This window comes from Kribbella sp. NPDC056951 (genome assembly GCF_042674205.1).
In the GTDB taxonomy this organism is placed as follows: domain Bacteria; phylum Actinomycetota; class Actinomycetes; order Propionibacteriales; family Kribbellaceae; genus Kribbella; species Kribbella yunnanensis.
On sequence record NZ_JBHUQZ010000002.1, the window covers coordinates 727,813 to 744,820 of the forward strand.

Annotated in this window: 19 protein-coding genes; 4 read left to right on the plus strand and 15 right to left on the minus strand. The window is 65.6% G+C overall.

Annotated elements, in window-relative coordinates; all coding sequences use genetic code 11:
* Positions 1-23 precede the first annotated feature (23 nt).
* The 3 genes from ACFTSF_RS10995 to ACFTSF_RS11005 form a co-directional block, all read right to left on the minus strand.
* Positions 24-3,080 (minus strand): DNRLRE domain-containing protein, encoded by a 3,057-nt coding sequence (locus tag ACFTSF_RS10995; RefSeq protein WP_380153652.1) that lies wholly within the window; start codon positions 3,078-3,080, stop codon positions 24-26.
* Positions 3,081-3,733: 653 nt separating this feature from the next.
* Positions 3,734-4,513, minus strand: a complete 780-nt coding sequence (locus ACFTSF_RS11000) for a transposase (RefSeq protein ID WP_380153653.1) — start codon at positions 4,511-4,513, stop codon at positions 3,734-3,736.
* Positions 4,514-4,633: 120 nt separating this feature from the next.
* Positions 4,634-4,912: a hypothetical protein gene (locus tag ACFTSF_RS11005; RefSeq protein ID WP_380153654.1), complete on the minus strand. Its 279-nt coding sequence runs from the start codon at positions 4,910-4,912 to the stop codon at positions 4,634-4,636.
* 653 nt (positions 4,913-5,565) lie between these two features.
* Between ACFTSF_RS11005 and ACFTSF_RS11010 the strand changes: the two genes are divergently transcribed.
* From ACFTSF_RS11010 to ACFTSF_RS11025, 4 genes are all read left to right on the plus strand, one after another.
* Entirely contained in the window at positions 5,566-5,976 is a 411-nt protein-coding gene (locus ACFTSF_RS11010; protein WP_380153655.1) for a hypothetical protein, read from the plus strand.
* A gap of 338 nt (positions 5,977-6,314) precedes the next feature.
* The gene (locus ACFTSF_RS11015) at positions 6,315-7,949 is read left to right on the plus strand and encodes a hypothetical protein (RefSeq protein ID WP_380153656.1); all 1,635 of its coding nucleotides are present in this window, start codon (positions 6,315-6,317) and stop codon (positions 7,947-7,949) included.
* A 131-nt stretch (positions 7,950-8,080) separates the two neighbouring features.
* Positions 8,081-8,674: a hypothetical protein gene (locus tag ACFTSF_RS11020; RefSeq protein ID WP_380153657.1), complete on the plus strand. Its 594-nt coding sequence runs from the start codon at positions 8,081-8,083 to the stop codon at positions 8,672-8,674.
* A 240-nt stretch (positions 8,675-8,914) separates the two neighbouring features.
* Positions 8,915-9,337: a YkvA family protein gene (locus tag ACFTSF_RS11025; protein ID WP_380153658.1), complete on the plus strand. Its 423-nt coding sequence runs from the start codon at positions 8,915-8,917 to the stop codon at positions 9,335-9,337.
* A gap of 28 nt (positions 9,338-9,365) precedes the next feature.
* Here the strand turns inward: ACFTSF_RS11025 and ACFTSF_RS11030 are convergent, their stop codons facing one another.
* From ACFTSF_RS11030 to ACFTSF_RS11085, 12 genes are all read right to left on the minus strand, one after another.
* A complete protein-coding gene (locus tag ACFTSF_RS11030; protein ID WP_380153659.1) occupies positions 9,366-9,770 on the minus strand; it encodes a DUF1761 domain-containing protein in 405 nt (134 codons plus the stop codon).
* 41 nt (positions 9,771-9,811) lie between these two features.
* On the minus strand, positions 9,812-10,756 hold the full coding sequence (locus ACFTSF_RS11035) for a hypothetical protein (protein WP_380153660.1): 945 nt from the start codon (positions 10,754-10,756) through the stop codon (positions 9,812-9,814).
* Positions 10,699-11,124 carry a VOC family protein gene (locus tag ACFTSF_RS11040; RefSeq protein WP_376029009.1) on the minus strand — a complete coding sequence of 142 codons (426 nt, stop codon included), beginning with the start codon at positions 11,122-11,124 and terminating at the stop codon, positions 10,699-10,701. Before ACFTSF_RS11040 ends, ACFTSF_RS11035 begins: the two co-directional genes overlap by 58 nt.
* A 19-nt stretch (positions 11,125-11,143) precedes the next feature.
* Entirely contained in the window at positions 11,144-11,281 is a 138-nt protein-coding gene (locus ACFTSF_RS11045; RefSeq protein ID WP_380153661.1) for a hypothetical protein, read from the minus strand.
* Positions 11,282-11,293: 12 nt separating this feature from the next.
* Complete coding sequence (locus ACFTSF_RS11050; protein WP_380153662.1) at positions 11,294-11,989, minus strand: DUF2461 domain-containing protein; 696 nt, start codon at positions 11,987-11,989, stop codon at positions 11,294-11,296.
* A complete protein-coding gene (locus tag ACFTSF_RS11055) occupies positions 11,979-12,317 on the minus strand; it encodes a TfoX/Sxy family protein (RefSeq protein WP_380153663.1) in 339 nt (112 codons plus the stop codon). Before ACFTSF_RS11055 ends, ACFTSF_RS11050 begins: the two co-directional genes overlap by 11 nt.
* Positions 12,318-12,380: 63 nt before the next feature.
* Positions 12,381-13,844 carry an MFS transporter gene (locus ACFTSF_RS11060; RefSeq protein ID WP_380153664.1) on the minus strand — a complete coding sequence of 488 codons (1,464 nt, stop codon included), beginning with the start codon at positions 13,842-13,844 and terminating at the stop codon, positions 12,381-12,383.
* A 29-nt stretch (positions 13,845-13,873) separates the two neighbouring features.
* Entirely contained in the window at positions 13,874-14,206 is a 333-nt protein-coding gene (locus tag ACFTSF_RS11065) for a YciI family protein (protein ID WP_380153665.1), read from the minus strand.
* Between the two features lie 13 nt (positions 14,207-14,219).
* Positions 14,220-15,002, minus strand: a complete 783-nt coding sequence (locus ACFTSF_RS11070; protein WP_380153666.1) for a class I SAM-dependent methyltransferase — start codon at positions 15,000-15,002, stop codon at positions 14,220-14,222.
* 28 nt (positions 15,003-15,030) lie between these two features.
* Positions 15,031-15,360: an SCP2 sterol-binding domain-containing protein gene (locus ACFTSF_RS11075; RefSeq protein WP_380153667.1), complete on the minus strand. Its 330-nt coding sequence runs from the start codon at positions 15,358-15,360 to the stop codon at positions 15,031-15,033.
* Between the two features lie 107 nt (positions 15,361-15,467).
* Entirely contained in the window at positions 15,468-15,752 is a 285-nt protein-coding gene (locus tag ACFTSF_RS11080) for a ferredoxin family protein (protein WP_380153668.1), read from the minus strand.
* Positions 15,752-16,996: an NAD(P)/FAD-dependent oxidoreductase gene (locus ACFTSF_RS11085; RefSeq protein ID WP_380153669.1), complete on the minus strand. Its 1,245-nt coding sequence runs from the start codon at positions 16,994-16,996 to the stop codon at positions 15,752-15,754. The genes ACFTSF_RS11080 and ACFTSF_RS11085 overlap by 1 nt, the downstream gene beginning before the upstream one ends.
* Positions 16,997-17,008 lie beyond the last annotated feature (12 nt).

The following is a 17,008-nucleotide window of genomic DNA, read 5'->3' on the forward strand; positions in this document are numbered from 1 at the left end:
CCCGACAGTGGAGTCGCGGCGACTTAGGCGCCGCAGGTGACGCCAGGTGGCGGCGGCGCGAGGATCCGAGTCGGGCGTCCCGCGTTGTCGTAGGAGAAGGTCGTCTTGCCCGCCACGCCGGGCTCGGAGATGCCGTCGGCCTGGAACTGGATGTCCTTGTCTGCGGCTGGTGCTGTCGCGACCTTCCAGCTCGTAACTGTGCCATCGTCTTCAATGAAGGACAGGGCCGTGCTTGCGCCGCTACCGGTGACCGTCAGCTTTGAGCCGTCGGTGGCTGTGTCCTCATCTACAGGCGCCCACTTGCCGACGGCCAGCGTCCCGTTGACGCGCCGCGTGCCGGACGGCGACTCGTAGACCAACATCGAACCGTCGCCGTCGACCAGCACCAGGGTGCCGTCCAGGCGCGTCGAGTCGACCACCTGCATACCGGCCGCGCCCGCGTCCGCGCCATCGAACTGCGCCGACCAGCCCTCACCGAACACCCCGGTGATCGCGTTGCCCGGCGACTCGTAGGTCATGTGCGAGCGCGAGATCGACAGGTCACCGGTGTAGCCGGGAACCGAGATGTCGCTGACGGACATGTTGAACTCGCCCGTCCACAACGCGACCTGGCCCGGCCCTGCGTCCGAGGTCGGGAAGCCGTTGCCGAAGGCATGCGGCAGCCGCTGGACCGTTGTGCCTGGATTCTGTGACCAGGTGCACTGTTCGGTCGAGCCGTACTGGAAACAGACCTGTACGTCGAGCTTGACCGGGACCCGCGGGTTGAGGTCGGTCCGCTCCAGCTCGGGCGTGCCCGGGTTGGAGTCGAGGTAAATATCGGTCTTTGCCTCGTTGGTATCCCACAACGCATTCACGGTCACACCGCCCGCGCCGTTGTCGGTGACCGGCAGCGCGGTCGAGTCGTTCCAGCCGATCAGATCGTCTGAGCCGCCGTACCCTGAGACGCGCCACTTGATCTTCGCCGTGACTGAAGAGGCGGTGCCCTTCGGCGGGCCGGCAGCGGTGATCCGGACGTTGTCGGCCGTCGTGATCCGCGGATCCGCTGTCGGCGAGGTCAAAGCCGACGTGCCCCAGCCGAACTGGTAGGACACGCTTGGCGACAGCGTGCCGGCCGGTGTCTCAGCCTGGGTCCTGATCAGGTGCAGACCCGCCTTGGTGCGAGGGAACGTCACTTCCCATTTCGCGACCGCTGGGTCGCTGGACGGCACGATCTTGACCTGGCCCTCGGGGCCGCCTGCCTCGGTGGCCGGCGGACGGACGCCGTCGATGATTAGCCGCAGGTAGCCCGGTGCGTTGTAGCCGGTGCCGGTTGCGGTCACGGTGCACTTCACGTCGACGGTCGGCGTGGTGTCTTGCCAGGAGTTGTTGGCATACGGCGCCGGGCAGGACACCTGCGGTACCGCGGGGGTCTGCGCTCCGGTGCGGAGCCGCTGGTTGTAGCTGACCCACGGGCCGTCAAGGCGCCCGTCGTTGGCCTTCGCGCGGATGTAGAGAAGCGTGTTGTCCGGCAGATCTGTTGCCGGTGCACACCCCGCCGTCGAACCGGACGCGACCACGGGCGAGGTACACGTGCCCTTCACACTCAAGGTCGATCCGGAGCCGGTGTAGAACTCGAACACGTACTTCACCGTGTTCGCATCCGGATCAGTCGCCTTCGTCTGCACATACGGCCGCAGGCTCGCCGAGTACAGCGATGACGTCGTCTCACCTGGCGCTGCGTAGGCGACAGCATCGCGTGGCTCGACCGTCGCGGGCGCGTTCGGCTTGCGGTTCCAGGTGAACGACACGAACGGATCCGTCGACGACTCCATCGACCTGAACCGCTTCCAGTACGCCGGATCCGACTCGCTGGCGGCCTTCAACGCGACACCGACCGTGCCGGCCGGGGTCGTTGACCAGTACTGAGCCAGACTCGTCATCGGAATCCCGACCCGGCCGGCCGCACACGAACTGGAGAACCCCTTCGCGAACGACGCGGTCCCAGAGGCCGGCTCCGAGAACGATGGCTGATTCGTCCACGTCGTCGGCGTACTCGTCGACGTCGAGGCGACCGACGCCCCGTACAGATTGACGGCCGTCGGCGTACACGTCGTCGCACCGTCCTGGTACAGCGACAACGTCGCCGAGACGATGTCTTTGCCCTGGAACGGTGCCGTGCCGAAATTGAAGAACGTCCGCTCCTGATGCGTCCCGTTCTTGCCTACCCGCAGATCCGTCGTCGACGACAAGTCGCTGTTCACGCTCGTCTGCACGAACGTGTCGTACGACGGCGACGCTGTACCCGCCACATACGTGGGATCCACCGTCACCGGGAACTGACGTGCCGGATCCATGAACCAGGCAGCGTCCGGCGCGACCACCAGCGTCGCCTTCCCGGGCGATACCTGCTCCACGGAGACGTTCACGACCGTCTTGTTGACCGGGTCGCCCGTTGCCGAGTCCCTGGCCGCATCCCACATGTAGGCCACCGGGATACGGGAGCGTACGACGCTCTTGGAGTCGACGAACTCGACCGTGCCCGACTTCCCCGCACGTGCCGTCAGGCCCTTCGTCTTCAACGGGAACCGCCACACTGGCGCCGACTGTGGCCGCGACTTCACGATGAAGTCGGCCTCGAACCCGCTCCGCCGCGCATCCAAGGCCAGATCGACACCCGGCTGCACCTCGCCGTACGTCGCCTTCGTCCCCTCGACCGACGGTTCCGGCAACCGGAACGGCGCCAGCCACTCCACCGACCCGCCATCACCCGCGGCAGCCGAGGCGAACACCCCGCCGGTCCCGGCCGTACGCTGCCCCAGCCGCAGTCCAAGCTTGTGTCCCTTAGGCGCAACCGTCCCGTCCGGGGCCTTGGCCAGCTCCAGATCGACCGGCCGCCACTCTCCCGAAGCATTTTTGAACCGAACCGGCGCCATATGCGCCTCGGTCTCCATCGTCCCGTCCGGATTCGCCCACGTCGTCGACGTCTCGGTCCTCATCGACTCGACCTCGACCTTCGACCCCTGCGACCGCGCAGTCACCGCCGCCGACACCACATCCGGCCGCGAAGCCACCTTCGCCGCCGACTGCACCGGATCGGCCACAGAGGCAGCGTGAGCCCGCTGCTCGCCTTCCAAGCCAGTAACCAGCAAAGAGAGAGCAATGAATGCCGCGACAAGCCGCGGAAGCCGCTGAACACGGGCACGCTGAGAACGATCCAAGACATACATGAGCAGACCCCCACATATCGCCAGCCGAAGAGGGACACACCGGCAGAGGGACAACCGCCGGGGCCGGCCAGCACCCGCTCCATCGCACTCACACACAGGACCGTTACAGAAATTGCAGCTTCCTGCAGAAACAATTGACACCGGCACAGGAGCTCGTCACTCTAGGCGCCGGTCGTTGGCACCATGCTTCAGCACAACCCGACCGTTGCAGCGAGCAACATAGCGGATGCATACAGCAACGTCTGCCGGGGTGCTATGTCCTGTCGCGGAGCTCCCGTCAGCTTGGCCCAGCCGTGCCAGCGAAAAGGCACTCAGAATCGCCTGATCTCATTCCTGCAAGCTTTCGAGAACTTACGTGTTCGGCGCGGCGGCATGCCCACGATCCACCGCGCGGCAATTTGTAGCGGGGATGACTTCTTCGGGCGTGACTCAGGCCGCATGTCCACCTCGTCCGCCCGAACGCGCCGGTGTGCGTTACTCCATCGACAAACCCCGCAGTACTCACTACTTAGAGCGACATTCACAGATTAGCCGGGCGCGAGACCGTCGCGGTGAACTGTCCTGGTGCAGCCGAGGAGCGACGTCCACTCTCGCAGCCTGCGGACGGCAATTGTGAGGTCCCGGTGGAACGCCAGTGGTTCGGAGGGACCTGAGTCGTCTTGGAAGCAGGATTCCCAGAAGGTTCGGAGGGCGGAGAGCTCTTCGACGAGAGCACCGTGTCGGGGCTGGAGGTTGAGCGGACCGAACTCGTCGACGCAGAGCACCCGGCCGTCAACCGGTGGATGGTCATACAGGTCAAGGATGCGGGCCATCTTCGACGCGAACTCGGGGTCCCTGCTGGCTTTCCAGGTCTTGGTGGCCTGCCAACTGATGCCGGCATCCCGAAGGATCTTGCGCACCGATTCGGTACTGATCCGGATCTTGCCGTGCTCGGCCAGGTACTCGACCAGCTTCGTGAGGCTCCAGGTCGTGAACCGACGCCCCAGCCGTTGCGGCGGAGTCTTCGCGATCCGGCAGACCGTTTCACGAACCGGGGGGCCGAACCTCTTCGGTCGGCCCCCGCTCCATTTTGGGTCCAGTGCCGCGAACCCGGACTCGTTGAACGCGTGGATCACCTCCCGCGCGTACTGCGCCGTCGTCGCGAACATCGCTGCCGCATCACCAGCACTACGCCCCTGCACCGACGCGAGCACGATCCCAGCCCGCCGCAACCGGACCCGATCCTTGGCCGTGCGGGTAATCTTCACCAACCGAGCCGCTTCCTCGGGCTCCAACGCACGCACGAACACCTCAGGCTGTCGAGCCATCACCACCTCCGACAGCCAGCCTCCAAAACCAGCCCCGGCCAGGTCAACCCGACACGATTACAACGCCAACGTTCCTTGACGAGGCACTAGGTCGTGCGTGACCAGTTGGATTCAAGTGGATCACTGCTCGACGATCCGGTGGCGGGTCGGGATCGCAGAGAATGGCCAGCCCATGTCCACACCCCGATACTTGACGGCGGCCCCCAGGCACCGGAGCCCGAGACCGGAGGCGATTCCAGCCCCCGCGATGATCGCCAGCAGACATGCAGCGGAGTAGTGCTGACCCACACCCACCCAGTCGATGCCGAACACGAACAACCCAACGACGGCGAGCAAGCACAACAATGCGACCAACCCGTAGCCGAAACGGATCCAGAAGGTGCGCCCGGAATCCCGCACCGTACACGTCACCATCTCACGACACGTGGGGCACTCCACCGCCTGACGAGAAACTCCACCCGTGGCCTCCTGAAGCCGACCCCGCAGACTTCGTACTGAATGGTGAAAGAGCCGGGCAGCAAGATCCGGCTCAGCACATGTACCAGACTGACGAATACCTGATCCCCACGGCGCGTGTCCACCGGCGCAGTCTACTCAGTGTCAGCATCCTCCTGCGGAGAGCCACGTTTCGCATCTCGCAGGGATGAGCATGTGATGACGGTCGTGGGATGTCAGGCTTCGACGATGTACGCCTGTGCTCTGGGTTCGACGGGGACTGCGTCGCCAGAGAGACCATGGTCGCTTCGCTACGCGTAGAGACACGAATGACGGGGTGAGAGCCAGCCGGGCAGCCCACCAACCTCCGGTTGCCCTTGCAGGAATCTCGGACCTCATATCGCGCCGGCAGCATGGCGCAAGTCGATACGAAGTCCGGCTGACCGGGAAAGTGGACCTGCCCGTCGAGGTGTCCAACAGACTTCGCTGCACACGAAGCCAGTTCCTCACTAGAGAATCGATTTCTTCGGGGGTGCCCACCTCGACGCGCCGAGTGCGGGTGTGAGCGGCTTGCAGGTCGAATACGGTCTACTCCGCATCGTCGACAAGGGGGATTCATGGACTTCGGTGAACTGGCTCAGACTGGGGCGACGGCTCTGGTGACCGCGATGGCGACTGGTGCCTGGGAGCAGCTGAAGGACCGAGTGGTACGGCTGTTCGGCCGTGATGACTCGGATGAGGAGCAAGCCGTCGCGCTGGAACTGGAGCACGCTCTCACGACCATCAGATCCGCCGCGGATCCGCAGGCCAAGCTCGATGTACAGGCCGAGCTGCGCGGGCAGTTGCGGCAGCGTCTCAGAACAGATCCGGCCTTCGCCGCCGACTTCCAGGTACTCGTCGACGAGATCAACCGGCGGCTGCCGCAGACCGACCGTCCCACCGTTCGTCAGAAGGGTACGGCCGATCGCGGCGGCACCGTCATCCAGGCCGGCCGTGATGTCGTTCAGGGTCCACGTCCCAAGCGCTGAGTCGCTGCCCACTTCTCACCGTTCGGCGAAGGAGCGTCATGGATTACCAATCGGCCTCTGTTTCCGGCAACGGGAACATCTACCAAGCGCGTCGCGACATCAACTGGTACGAGCAACAGTTGCGGTGGCTCCCACTAGTACGGGTCGCCCCCGACACGGGTGGATTCGCGCCGCCGGCACAGTTCGACAGCGCAGCGGCAGTGCTGAGCGACCCTGAGCGGCCACTCATCGTCCTGTGCGGACCTCGCGGCAGTGGACGGCGGACGTCCGCTCTTCGCCTGCTGTCCGCCCGCGACGACGAGATCAAGGAGTGCCTGACAGACTGGACAGTTCCGCGTGTGGACCTCCTCCCACGTGAGCCAGCCGGCCGGTATCTGCTCGATCTCACAGACGAGCCGTCGGTTGTCCCCGAACAATTCGGGCGGACGCTCGAAAGCTACGCCATCGATCTGGCGCGTTGCGGCGCCAAGATGATCGTGCTCGTCACGGCTCCGCTCTGGCAGTTATGCCTGTCGCCAACGGTCGGGTTCACGATCAGACTGGAAACTCCAGATGCGCGGGCCGTCCTGAAGGCACATCTCAGCTCGTCGAGGGCGCACAACGACTGGTTCGAGACGGATGTGGCCCTCCGAGACATGCTCGAGGCAATCCTGCTGTCCGACGCCGCACCTGGGCGTGCCGCTGAACTGGCCGATATCGTCAAGCGACGTACTCCCGACAGTGAGTCACAGTCCGGGACGATCCGGGACGAGTTCCAGCACTGGGAGTCCTATCTTCAGGAGAAGTTCTCCGAGCACCAGCCCAATCGAACTGCTGGCGAGCTGACGCTACGGACCGAAGCGATCAGCGTCGCACGGAAGCGCGCCCTGCTCATCACCGTGTCGATACTCGACGGCGCACCGTCGGAAATCGTTCTCAACGCGACTGAAGCATTGCTTCAGCAACTTGACGCGGCGCCGGACGCGCGCGACATCTTGATCGGCCCCGAGCTGACCGACCTTCTGAGAGACATCGGTGCCGATCGAATCGACGACACGATCACGCTGACGCGCCAGCGTCCCGGGTTGGACCAGGCCGTGCTCGAAAGGGTCTGGCAGGAGCGCCCGCGGCTCCGCGCCCCGATCCGTGACTGGATGGAAGCAATCACCGAGGAGAACGCGGTGGCCGCGGGTCAACTCGATCGCGTCGCCGAGGTCCTAGCACGCCTCGCCATCCACCTGGGTTCACTCGAGATCATCGACATCGTCCAGCGATGGCTCAGCGGTTCACCTCGCCATCGCCGGCTCGCCATCGCGGTCCTGGAGCGCCTGGCCACGAGTCAAGAGGTCGGGGCCGCCGCACGACGCCGGCTGTATGAATGGGCCCGAAGCAAGACGGAGATCCGGCTGCTGACCGGTGTGGCCGAAGTCTGCGCCGGACTCCTCGGACGTCAGAGCCCGTCGATCGCGATCTCGCGAATCCGTCTCCTCCTGTCGAGCGAACACCTCGAAGTTCGCACCGCCGCCGCTGACGCGCTACGTTCTCTCGCCGTCGACGAGGCAGCGCGCCCGCATGTCGTGGCCGCAGTCATCGACTGGTCGGCCAGCCAGAATCCCGTAGCCGGTCAGCGCGGACTTCTTGCCCTCGTCGACCCGGGCGAAGAGCTGACAAACAGCTCCGTCATCGACGCCATCGCGGCGGACCGGGAACTCCAGACCACACTGCACGATGCATGGGCCGCCCTTATCGCGGATCCCGATTCACGATCGTCAGCGCTGCAGGTGGTTCGCCGGTGGCTTTCCTGTGCTGACTCCGGCACGCTCGAGGCGCGCTTTGTGATCGGGTTGCTCGGGCCGGCCATCAAGAGCGGGCTGTCCGGAGAACCGTTCAAGACCTTCGTCACCGAGCCCGAAGGCTCCGCGACTCATGCGGATCTTGTCATGGCTCTGATCACGAACCGGTATCCGGAAGCAACCGAGCCGAGCACATGGTGAGTCGTCGCTTCTCCCGCAGTTTCACACACCGTTTCAGGACGAGGCTGGAGTCGGATCTCCCTGGAGCGTACTTCGTCGCGGACATCACTGCACGATGGGAGGAAGCCATCGACAAGGCCGAGCGTGAAACTGTGCTGGCGCGGGTCCGCAGCACTCTCCGCGATACCGCGAACGCGGACACCCGCAAGCACCCCGTCGATCGTCTACAGGCCGCGGCGGACGCAGTACAGCTGTCGATCGCCACCACAGCTGTCACTTTGTCGCCCGAACGAACCCTCGCTGTCACCTCGTCGGTGCGCCTGACAGCCAATCCACAAGGCCTCTTGCTGCAGGAACAGCGTCTCGCGGCTGCACGTGAGCGCCAACTCCACCTCGAGTCCGACGTCGAGCAGGTCGCATCGGTCCGCGACAACTATCTTCGCGACGGTACGACGGCTCGCATCTGGGCGCTCAGTCAGTTTCCCGAACTCGTGCAAGCCATAAATAGCGACGTCGTCCAGAAAGTCATTCAGGCGGCTGAGGAGACAGCGCAGACCATCCCTGGCGCGGGCCAAAGCCGCACCGCTGCGGATCTCCTCGAGTGGTTCACCAGCAAGAGCGACAGCAAGCTCGCCGCACTGCCCATGCTCTACCGGATCCTCGACTCCTGCGGCGAACACGACCTCCGCGACCGGCTGAGCGAACTCGGCCCAGTCAACCTCGACCCCGGCGAATCACCACTGTGACCGGCTCATCCGACAGCGGACGGCCGTGTCTCGCAATCATCTTTCGCTGCAGGAGAGGTCGGACAGGCCAAGTGCGAGGCCAGGGCGACCTCGAAGCCCGCTGCGCCAAATCCAATCAACTTACGATAAAGATAGAGGCTTGGAGTACCGGAGAGCGGTTCGACTCTGGCCGAACCGGCCGCGGTGAGTCCGAGGCCGCGGCACTGGCCGCTGACAGCACCACGGACGGAGCCCTGAGAAATGTGGAAAGACGCACTGATCGGGCTCGGCGTCGCAGTACTGGCCGGCTGGCTCGCGCTGGTCGGTGCGCTGCTGCTGGTCCGGCCGAGGGGCAACGTTCTGCGCGAGGCGCTGCGGATCCTGCCTGATCTGATCCGGCTGCTGAAGAACCTCGCGACTGACCGCACACAGCCGCGAGCGGTCCGGATCCAACTCGGGCTGCTGATGGTCTACCTCACCGTTCCCATCGACCTCATTCCCGACTTCGTGCCAGTCCTCGGCTACGCCGATGACGCCATCATCGTGGTCGCCGTCCTCCGCTCGGTCGTCCGGCGAGTCGGCATCGACCAGGTCCGCGCCCACTGGACCGGCACCGACGACGGCTTCAACGCCCTCTGCAAAGCCGCCGGCCTCACCCAGGGCGGCTTCCGCCGGGCAGAGTGACAAGCGGCCTCATACACGGCGCGGCCGGTTATAGGACCCCGATCACCAGCGCCATAGCGAGAAACAGCACGAGCTGGTAGCTGGTGTTGAGGATGGTCAGCTTCGGTGGTTTGAGCTCGAAGGCATTGTGCTGGAGAAGCGTGGTTGCCGAGAACGTCAGCGAGGCAACGAGACCGACCAGCAGCGCGACCCAGACCGACTCGTTGCCGGTGGCATCTGATGCGGCTCCCACTCCGGCTGCCAGACCGACCGCGGTCACGCTGTTGCCGATGAGGAGTTGGGTCAGGTTCCTTCGGCTGGCGTTCTTGGAGTCTTCTGGGGCGATGCCGGTCAACTTCCACCAAAGCCCCAGGAAGAACTTGCCGTACCAGAAGCGCGCCACGGCCATGCCCACAACAGTTGCCGGCACGATGGCCAGCCAATTGATCTCCACGCCGTGACAACGAGTGGACGGCCTCCTTGGTACGGCGGGATCTAGGCGCTGTCTTCGATCGGCCGTAGCCAAATCGGTGGCTCGGGGAATGGCTGGCCCGTAGCGATGAGTCTGAACGCGTCCAGCTCGCGCAAGTGCGCGGCATGGACCAGGGGCATCACTGCGGCCATGACGGCGGCATTACAGACCCCCACGCCAACCTCGTACACCGGGTGCGCGTCCGGTGCCGGGCTATGCAGAGCGACGCCGAACTGGGCGCATAACGTTCGAGCGGTCGTCCTGGCGACAGACCTCACGGCTGCTTGGAGCGGCTCGTTGAGCAGCTCCTCCAGATCCCACATGTCGCCGCGATCGGGGCCGGCGCCGTGCACCCGCGAGAGGCTGTCGATGACGTTTCGCATCGACTCCCGGCGCCAGATGAAGGCAGCTCGGTCAAGTGCGAACAGGCCGCTCTCGACGAGAGCCTCGACTGCGGGCTCCGCGTCTTCGCGGGCAGCGTCGCGGCCGGCGTCCTCGTCGACAAGGTGGTCGAGCTGATCGCGCCACTCGCGCGAGTACGCGCCGGTCGGCCAACCGCGCAGGAAGCTGCCAGAGTCCTCGATGACCGGGCGGTCGCGCAGCATCCACGCCGCTTGCAGGAACCCGGTTTCGGAGTACCAGACGACTGGCTCGACCCGACCGAGCCAATCGGCCAACCGGAAGAACACGTCCTCCTTCGGCCGACTGCTCGCGGCTGCGGTTGCCAGATGCAGTACGGCGGCGCGCAGGCGGGGGTCGACGCCGTCGTACAGGTCACGCCCCCACGCATCGAGCACCGGCGAGTAGTAGGGGGCGTCCGTGTACGCGTCGGCACCGACGTTCAGCGCCTCGGTGTATGCCTGGCTGAACGGGTGAAGCCGACCCCGGCCCGAGCGCGTTGCGTCCGTCGTCAGTCCATTCCGATGCGCTGCTGGATCTCGCGGAAGTGCGGGTGGACGTCGAAGCACTGGATGAAGTTGCCTTCTGGGTCCTGTGCGCCGAAGGTGAATCCCTTGCCCATGTCGAAAACCTCGGTGCGGATCGGGATGTCGCCGCGCGCCTTCCAGATCTCGTATTGCTCCGCGGCGCTGTCAACCTCGAAGCCGATCATCACGCCGCCGCTCTCGTCGGGGATGTGGGCGACCGTCGGCCGCTCCGCCTTCTCGCGGGCGTTGAACAAGGCGATGCTGGCGCTGCGCTTCTTGGAGCGCAGCCAGGAGAAGTGCTCACCGCGGGAGAACTCCGGGACCTCCTCGAAACCGAGCATCTCGCAGTAGAAGGCCTTCGTGCGTTCCATGTCGTAGGTCAGCAGGGTGACCAGATCCAGGTGGGACATGACAGCTTCCGCCAATCGTCTAAGGGTGGTTGGCCCAAGGATTGATAGAGGTTGCAGGCAGTACTCCGTAGAGCAGGTTGAGCAGCACGGCGTAGCCGAGCACATAGACACACAGCAGGGCGACGCAGATCAGCACCGCCCGAATCCTCCTGGGCATGGCAACGCCTGATCAGCCGCGCGGGCGGCGTACTGGGGTCGTGCTCTCCCCCACGTGCTCGGTGATCCAGTTGGTCAGTGGGGCGGCCCCACTCCAGACTTCCCGGACCTTGTCGGCGGCACCGGCCTTGTGCATCCAGACCGCCTGCTCGTACTCCTTGACGACGACGGCGCCCTTCCACCGAAGGATCTCTTCTCGCGGGTGGTCCTTCGGGTAGCCGGCCGGGGTCCGCTTGAACGGGTCCTCGCGGCCCGGGCCGACGGTCAGGCCTTTGCCGGCGAGCTGCTTGCTCAGCTTGTCGAAGTCGGCGCCGCTGGCCGCGTTGTCGATGGCGGCCCGGAACCGCTCCAGCTGATCGGTGGCCATCACCATCGATCCGCAGGCCAACCGGATGGCACCGGACTCGATCCGCAGGAAGTACCCGATGCCGCCGACCGCACGCTCGCTGGTGGTGACGCCGACCCAGGTCTTGTACGGCGACTTGTCCTTCGAGAACCGGACGTCGCGGTTCGGCCGGAACGTCCGCAGCGGACCGAAGTCCGGCTCGAGGTCGGCCATCAGCGCCTGCACCGGATCCCGGACCTCGGCCTCCCAGGTCGCCTTGTTGGCGTCCCAGTAGGACTTGGAGTTGTCCTTCTCCAGCCCCGCCAGGAACGTGAACAACGCGCGCGGGAAGCCGCCGAACTCCGTTGCTTGTCTAGTCGCCACTTCCGGTCACCTTCTCGTTGTAGTCGAGCGCCTCGTCCAGCCAGGACCCCAGGACCTTGTCCGACTCGATGCGGCCGGCCTCGACGACGATCCAGCCCTTGCTCATCTTCTTGCCGCGCATTTCGGGCCAGTCCGCACCGTCGCGCGCCAGCAGGTCCTCCACCCGCGACGGGTCGCACCTGATCATCAGGTCGCCGTGAGTGTTCGCAGTGGCGGTCATCTTCTCGTTGACCATGAAGGTCAGACCGCCGAACATCTTCACTTCCCGCACCGCCAGCCCGGCGAAGGCATCGCGGATGCGGTCGGCCAGATCCCGGTCGTACGCCATTGCAGAGGTCCTTTCGTCGAGGGCAGTGCCCACTGTCGCCGTACCGTCACGATGCCAGGGAGATCAGCCCTGCGGCGAGACCGCCGCCTGGCCTTCTCCCGGCGCGGCCGCAGCCCGGCCGGGAGCCTGTCCCGGCCCGGGCAGCCGGCCACGAACCATCGTGGCCGCCGCGACGACCAAGGCCAGGATCGTGGCACCCGCGCAGATGTAGAACACCGTGTGGAAGGCATCCACCACCACTGCCGGACCACCCGAGCTCGCGCCGTCGGTCTGACTGGCGACGATCGTGCCCAGTACGGCGGCGCCGGCGGTGAAGCCGGTGATCCGGGTGGTGTTGATCATCGACGAACCGAGGCCGGCGCGCTGTGGCGGCGTCGATGCCATGACCGCCAAGGTCAACGGCGCGAACATGCAGCCGATACCGACACCGACCAGACCGAGCTTCCACCAGACACTGCCGAAGCCGGAGGTGGGCTCGATCGTCGACAGCAGGAAGAAGCCGAGTGTCGCGAGCACCGCCCCGACCATGATCGGGATCCGCGGTCCGGCCTTCCCCGCGATCCGGCTGGCCGGCGGCGAGAGGAAGAAGATGCCGAGGGTCAGCGGCAGCAACCGCAGACCCGTCGCGAGAGCATCATGCTGCTGCACGGCCTGGAAGTACTGAGCCATGAAGAACATGACACCCACGATCACGAACCCGAGCAGGGACGCGATCAGGCAGGCCGTTGCGAAGGTGCGATTGCGGAACAGTTCCAGTGGCAGCAACGGTTCCTTGCTGCGCAGCTCCACTGCCAGGAACCCGATCAGCAGTACGACGGCTCCACCCAGCAGGGCCAGGATCGTCGGCGAACCCCAGCCGTCACGTCCGGCCTCGATCAGACCCAGCACCAGACAGAACAACCCACCCGCGGCCAGCACCTGGCCCGGCAGGTCGACGTTGCGGGCTGCCGGGTTCTTTGAGTCGATCAGGCGCGGTACGCCGAGCAGCAGCGCGATGATGCCGATCGGCACGTTGAGCAGGAAGATCGCCTGCCAGTTGAACGATTCGATCAGGATCCCGCCCAGCAGCGGGCCGAGGGCGATCGAGACTCCGGACACCGCGGTCCAGATACCGATGGCCTTGGCCCGGCCCGGCGGATCGGTGAAGGTCGACACCAGCAGCGACAGGCTGCCGGTGCTGATCGCGCCGGCGCCGAGCCCCTGCACGACCCGTCCCGCGATGAGCAGACCGACCGAGGGCGCGAAACCGCACAGGACCGATCCGAGCACGAACAGGACGAGGCCGGTCAGGAAGACCTTCTTCCGGCCCAGCCGGTCGCCGAGCGTTCCGGCGGTCAGCATCAGCGCCGCGAACGGCAGCGTGTACGCGTCCACAGTCCACTGCAACTGGGACAGTTCGCCGCCGAGATCCTGCTGGATCTCATGAAGGGCGACGAAGATGATCGACCCGTCCAAGAGGACCATGAAGGATCCCAGACTGGTGACCAGCAAGGTCAGTAATCCGGTACGGCGTGAGGTGGTGTTCATTTCCTGGCTCTCCGATAGGGGCATACGGTCTAACCGGCCACCGGCTCGGGCCGGTGTTCGGGCAACAGGCTGCGGAACTGCGGCGGGACCAGGAACGGATGCACCTCGACCCGGCTCCACACCTTGTTCAGGATGTAGGGCTCGTTCTCGAGCCACTCGTCGATCTCGGCACGGCTCTCGAAGTCGACGACCAGGACGCCGCCGGCCATCTTTCCGGCGCCGTCGAGAATGCCGCCGCCGAACAGGAACGAGCCGTCCTGCATCATCTTCTCGCCGTTGGCCATGTGCGCGGGACGAACCAGCATCCGCCGTTCGAAGGTGCCCGGCTCGGTGCCGTCGTACGCGATCACTACGTAGAGCATGGTCTGACTCCTTCTAGTCGTCGCTGCGCTGGGCCCACACCGAGACCGTGGTCGGCGTGTAGATGACGGTGTCCGAGGGCTGCTCGAGCTGGTCGAACGCGGCCTCGATCTCCTTCTGGCCCATCAGGCCGGCGGTGACGATCATCGGAGCCAGCTTCGCCAGGCTCATCGTGATGGTCTGGACCTCCGGCGTACCGGCCTGAACGGCGGTCAACTGGCAGTCGGTGCCCAGCACCTTCAACCCGGTACGGCGTACTGCCGGGAGCAGCTTCATCCCATAGCCCGGGTCGGCTCCGCCGAAGTAGAAGAACGTCTCGAGCGCGGCGGCTGCCCGGGTAAGCAGGGGCGACGGCGGATCGACGCGCTGGATGCTGCGGATGTCCGCCTCCTCGACCAGGAGGAAGCCACCGGGCTTGAGTGCCCGGGCGAACTCGCCCAGGACGCGCTCGCGGTCGGCCAGGTGCATCAGCAGGATCTTGCAATGCACGACGTCGTACGTGCCTTCCTCCAGCGGAGTAGTGGCGATGTCCTGTTCACGCACCTCGAGGTTCGGCGCGCTGATCCCCGCCATGAAACTGGGATCGATGTCGATGGCATGAACCTTGCCGAAATGGCCCACCCGGTTCGACAGCCACCGGGCGATGGAGCCGGCTCCGGCACCGACTTCGGCGCAGGTCCAGCCCTCCTGCACCCCGATCGCCTCGAGGTACCGGATGGTGGCCGGGTCGGTGAGCTCGGCGATCCGCTCGAGGCGGGCCTTCTCGGGGTCTGTCGTGGCTTCGGTCAACTGCGGCACGATACTCAGCTCCTCTGTCTCGTCGCCGTCAGAAACCGGTCCGGAAGAGCTTCGGCACCTTCATCGCGAGCATCATGTCGCCCTTGACCTTCAGCTTCCCGGTCATGAACGCGCGCATGGCGTCCTGCCGGCCCTCGGCGATCGCCATCCAGGTCTCGCCGGTGGTGGTGAAGGTCGTGTCCGGGGCGTCGACGCCGCCGGGGATGAGGCGGCCCTGGCCGTCGGTGATCTCGAAGGCCCAGACTCCCGGGTCCTCGTCGGTGATCTTCCATTGCAGGGTCCGGTTCAGGCCCGCGGCGGCATCGGTGTCGAACCGGGTCGAGAGGGCTTCGAAGAGTTCTCCGACGGTCATGGTCATGGCCTTGCTTCCTTCCTGACAGGTCGTCACGACCTCAGGGCGCACAAGGTGCCCCTGAGGACGACGGTAGGACCGGTGACTTCCGGTTGGCTTACTCGGCGTGAAAGTTAGTTCGACGCTGTGTCACAGGCCGGGCTCGCGAAGTAGTCGCGGTTCAGCGCGATCGCGTCCCGCCACTCGTCCGGGACCTCGTCCTCGGGGTAGATCGCCTCGACCGGGCAGGCCGGCTCGCAGGCGCTGCAGTCGATGCATTCCGTCGGATCGATGTACATCTGGGCGTGGTCGGCGAACTCGGCCTTGTTCGGGCTCGGGTGGATCGCGTCGGCCGGGCAGGCGTCCCAGCACGCGGTGTCCTTGCTGCCGACACATGCCTGCGTGATCACGTAGGTCATCAGACTGCCTCCGCCAGCTCGAACTCCGCGGGCAGCCCCATCAGCTGCGACAGGTTCGACGGCGAGAAGAACTCGTCCCACGGGACGGTGTTCTGGATGACGCCGAAGAACTGGTTGATGGCGTCCTGGTTGCCGCGCATCGCGGCCAGCACGTCCTGGAAGGCGTCGTCGAACGGCTCCATCGCGGCGTGGTCGACGATGAAGTCGTACAGCGGCTTGAGCGCCAGGTTGCGCTTGTACTCGTACGTCCGCAGCGCCGTCTCCAACGGCTTACGGCCGGAGAAGCCGGCGTCGATCGCGTCGGCGAGCAGTTCGGCATCGCGGAACGCGTCGGTGATGCCCTGAGCGGTGATCGGATCCTTGTGGACTCCGGCGTCACCGACCAGTGCCCAGCCGGGACCGTAGGGCCGCCGGAAGAAGTTCGGACGGTTGCCCGCACCCTTCAGCTTCTGCACCAACCGCCCGCCCGCGATCCGCTTGCCGAGGTCCGGCGCGATCTTGTCCACCGTCTCGAGATAACTGGCCTGTACGTCGGTCTTGAAACCGGCGAAGTCGCGTTCGGGCCGCTCGATGAACACCGCGGCTTCGTTGCCATGGGTCGGGAAGGCGATCACCGTGGATCCGGGCCGGGTGTAGAACTCCAGTCCGGCCAGCTCGACGTTGTCCCAGTACGTGTAGTACCCGAAGGCCTTCGGCGGTACGACGAAGTACTCCGGAGCCCCCACGGTCTCGGCAACGACCGACCGCAGACCGTCGGCACCGATGACGATCTTCGCGTGCTCGGTGACGGGGATACCGCTCGAACCACGGCCGCGGACGCCTACCACCCGGTCGCCGTCCATCAGGACCTCCCGGACCGAGAACCCCTCCCGGACGACGACACCGGCCGCGACCGCCGCATCGACCAGCAGCTTGTCGAGCACTGTGCGCTTAGGCGCATAGATGGCACCGAACCCATCCTGGTCGGGGTAAGGGAACCCCGTGAGCGTGAAATGCCCGTACCGCGGGAAATCCAGATCCAGCACGATGTTGCGCACCGGCGGACAGCCGGACGCCTCGATCTGACCGATCAGACCCCAGCGCCGCAGGTACGCGCTGCCGTCCACGGTGATCATGTGGGTCGAGACGGTGTCACTCGGGAAGGTGGCCCGGTCCAGCAACAGCACCCGGTACCCCTTCTTGGCCAGCAGCATGGCTGTCGGGGCGCCGGCAACCCGGGCACCGATCACGATCGCGTCGTACACGTCGGTTCCTTT

Coding starts and splice junctions, on each gene's coding strand:
- ACFTSF_RS11000 (WP_380153653.1), bottom strand. CDS start 4,513: ATGGCTCGACAGCCTGAGGTGTTCGTGCGTGCGTTGGAGCCCGAGGAA.
- ACFTSF_RS11010 (WP_380153655.1), top strand. CDS start 5,566: ATGGACTTCGGTGAACTGGCTCAGACTGGGGCGACGGCTCTGGTGACC.
- ACFTSF_RS11025 (WP_380153658.1), top strand. CDS start 8,915: ATGTGGAAAGACGCACTGATCGGGCTCGGCGTCGCAGTACTGGCCGGC.
- ACFTSF_RS11040 (WP_376029009.1), bottom strand. CDS start 11,124: ATGTCCCACCTGGATCTGGTCACCCTGCTGACCTACGACATGGAACGC.
- ACFTSF_RS11045 (WP_380153661.1), bottom strand. CDS start 11,281: ATGCCCAGGAGGATTCGGGCGGTGCTGATCTGCGTCGCCCTGCTGTGT.
- ACFTSF_RS11055 (WP_380153663.1), bottom strand. CDS start 12,317: ATGGCGTACGACCGGGATCTGGCCGACCGCATCCGCGATGCCTTCGCC.
- ACFTSF_RS11060 (WP_380153664.1), bottom strand. CDS start 13,844: ATGAACACCACCTCACGCCGTACCGGATTACTGACCTTGCTGGTCACC.
- ACFTSF_RS11065 (WP_380153665.1), bottom strand. CDS start 14,206: ATGCTCTACGTAGTGATCGCGTACGACGGCACCGAGCCGGGCACCTTC.
- ACFTSF_RS11075 (WP_380153667.1), bottom strand. CDS start 15,360: ATGACCATGACCGTCGGAGAACTCTTCGAAGCCCTCTCGACCCGGTTC.
- ACFTSF_RS11080 (WP_380153668.1), bottom strand. CDS start 15,752: ATGACCTACGTGATCACGCAGGCATGTGTCGGCAGCAAGGACACCGCG.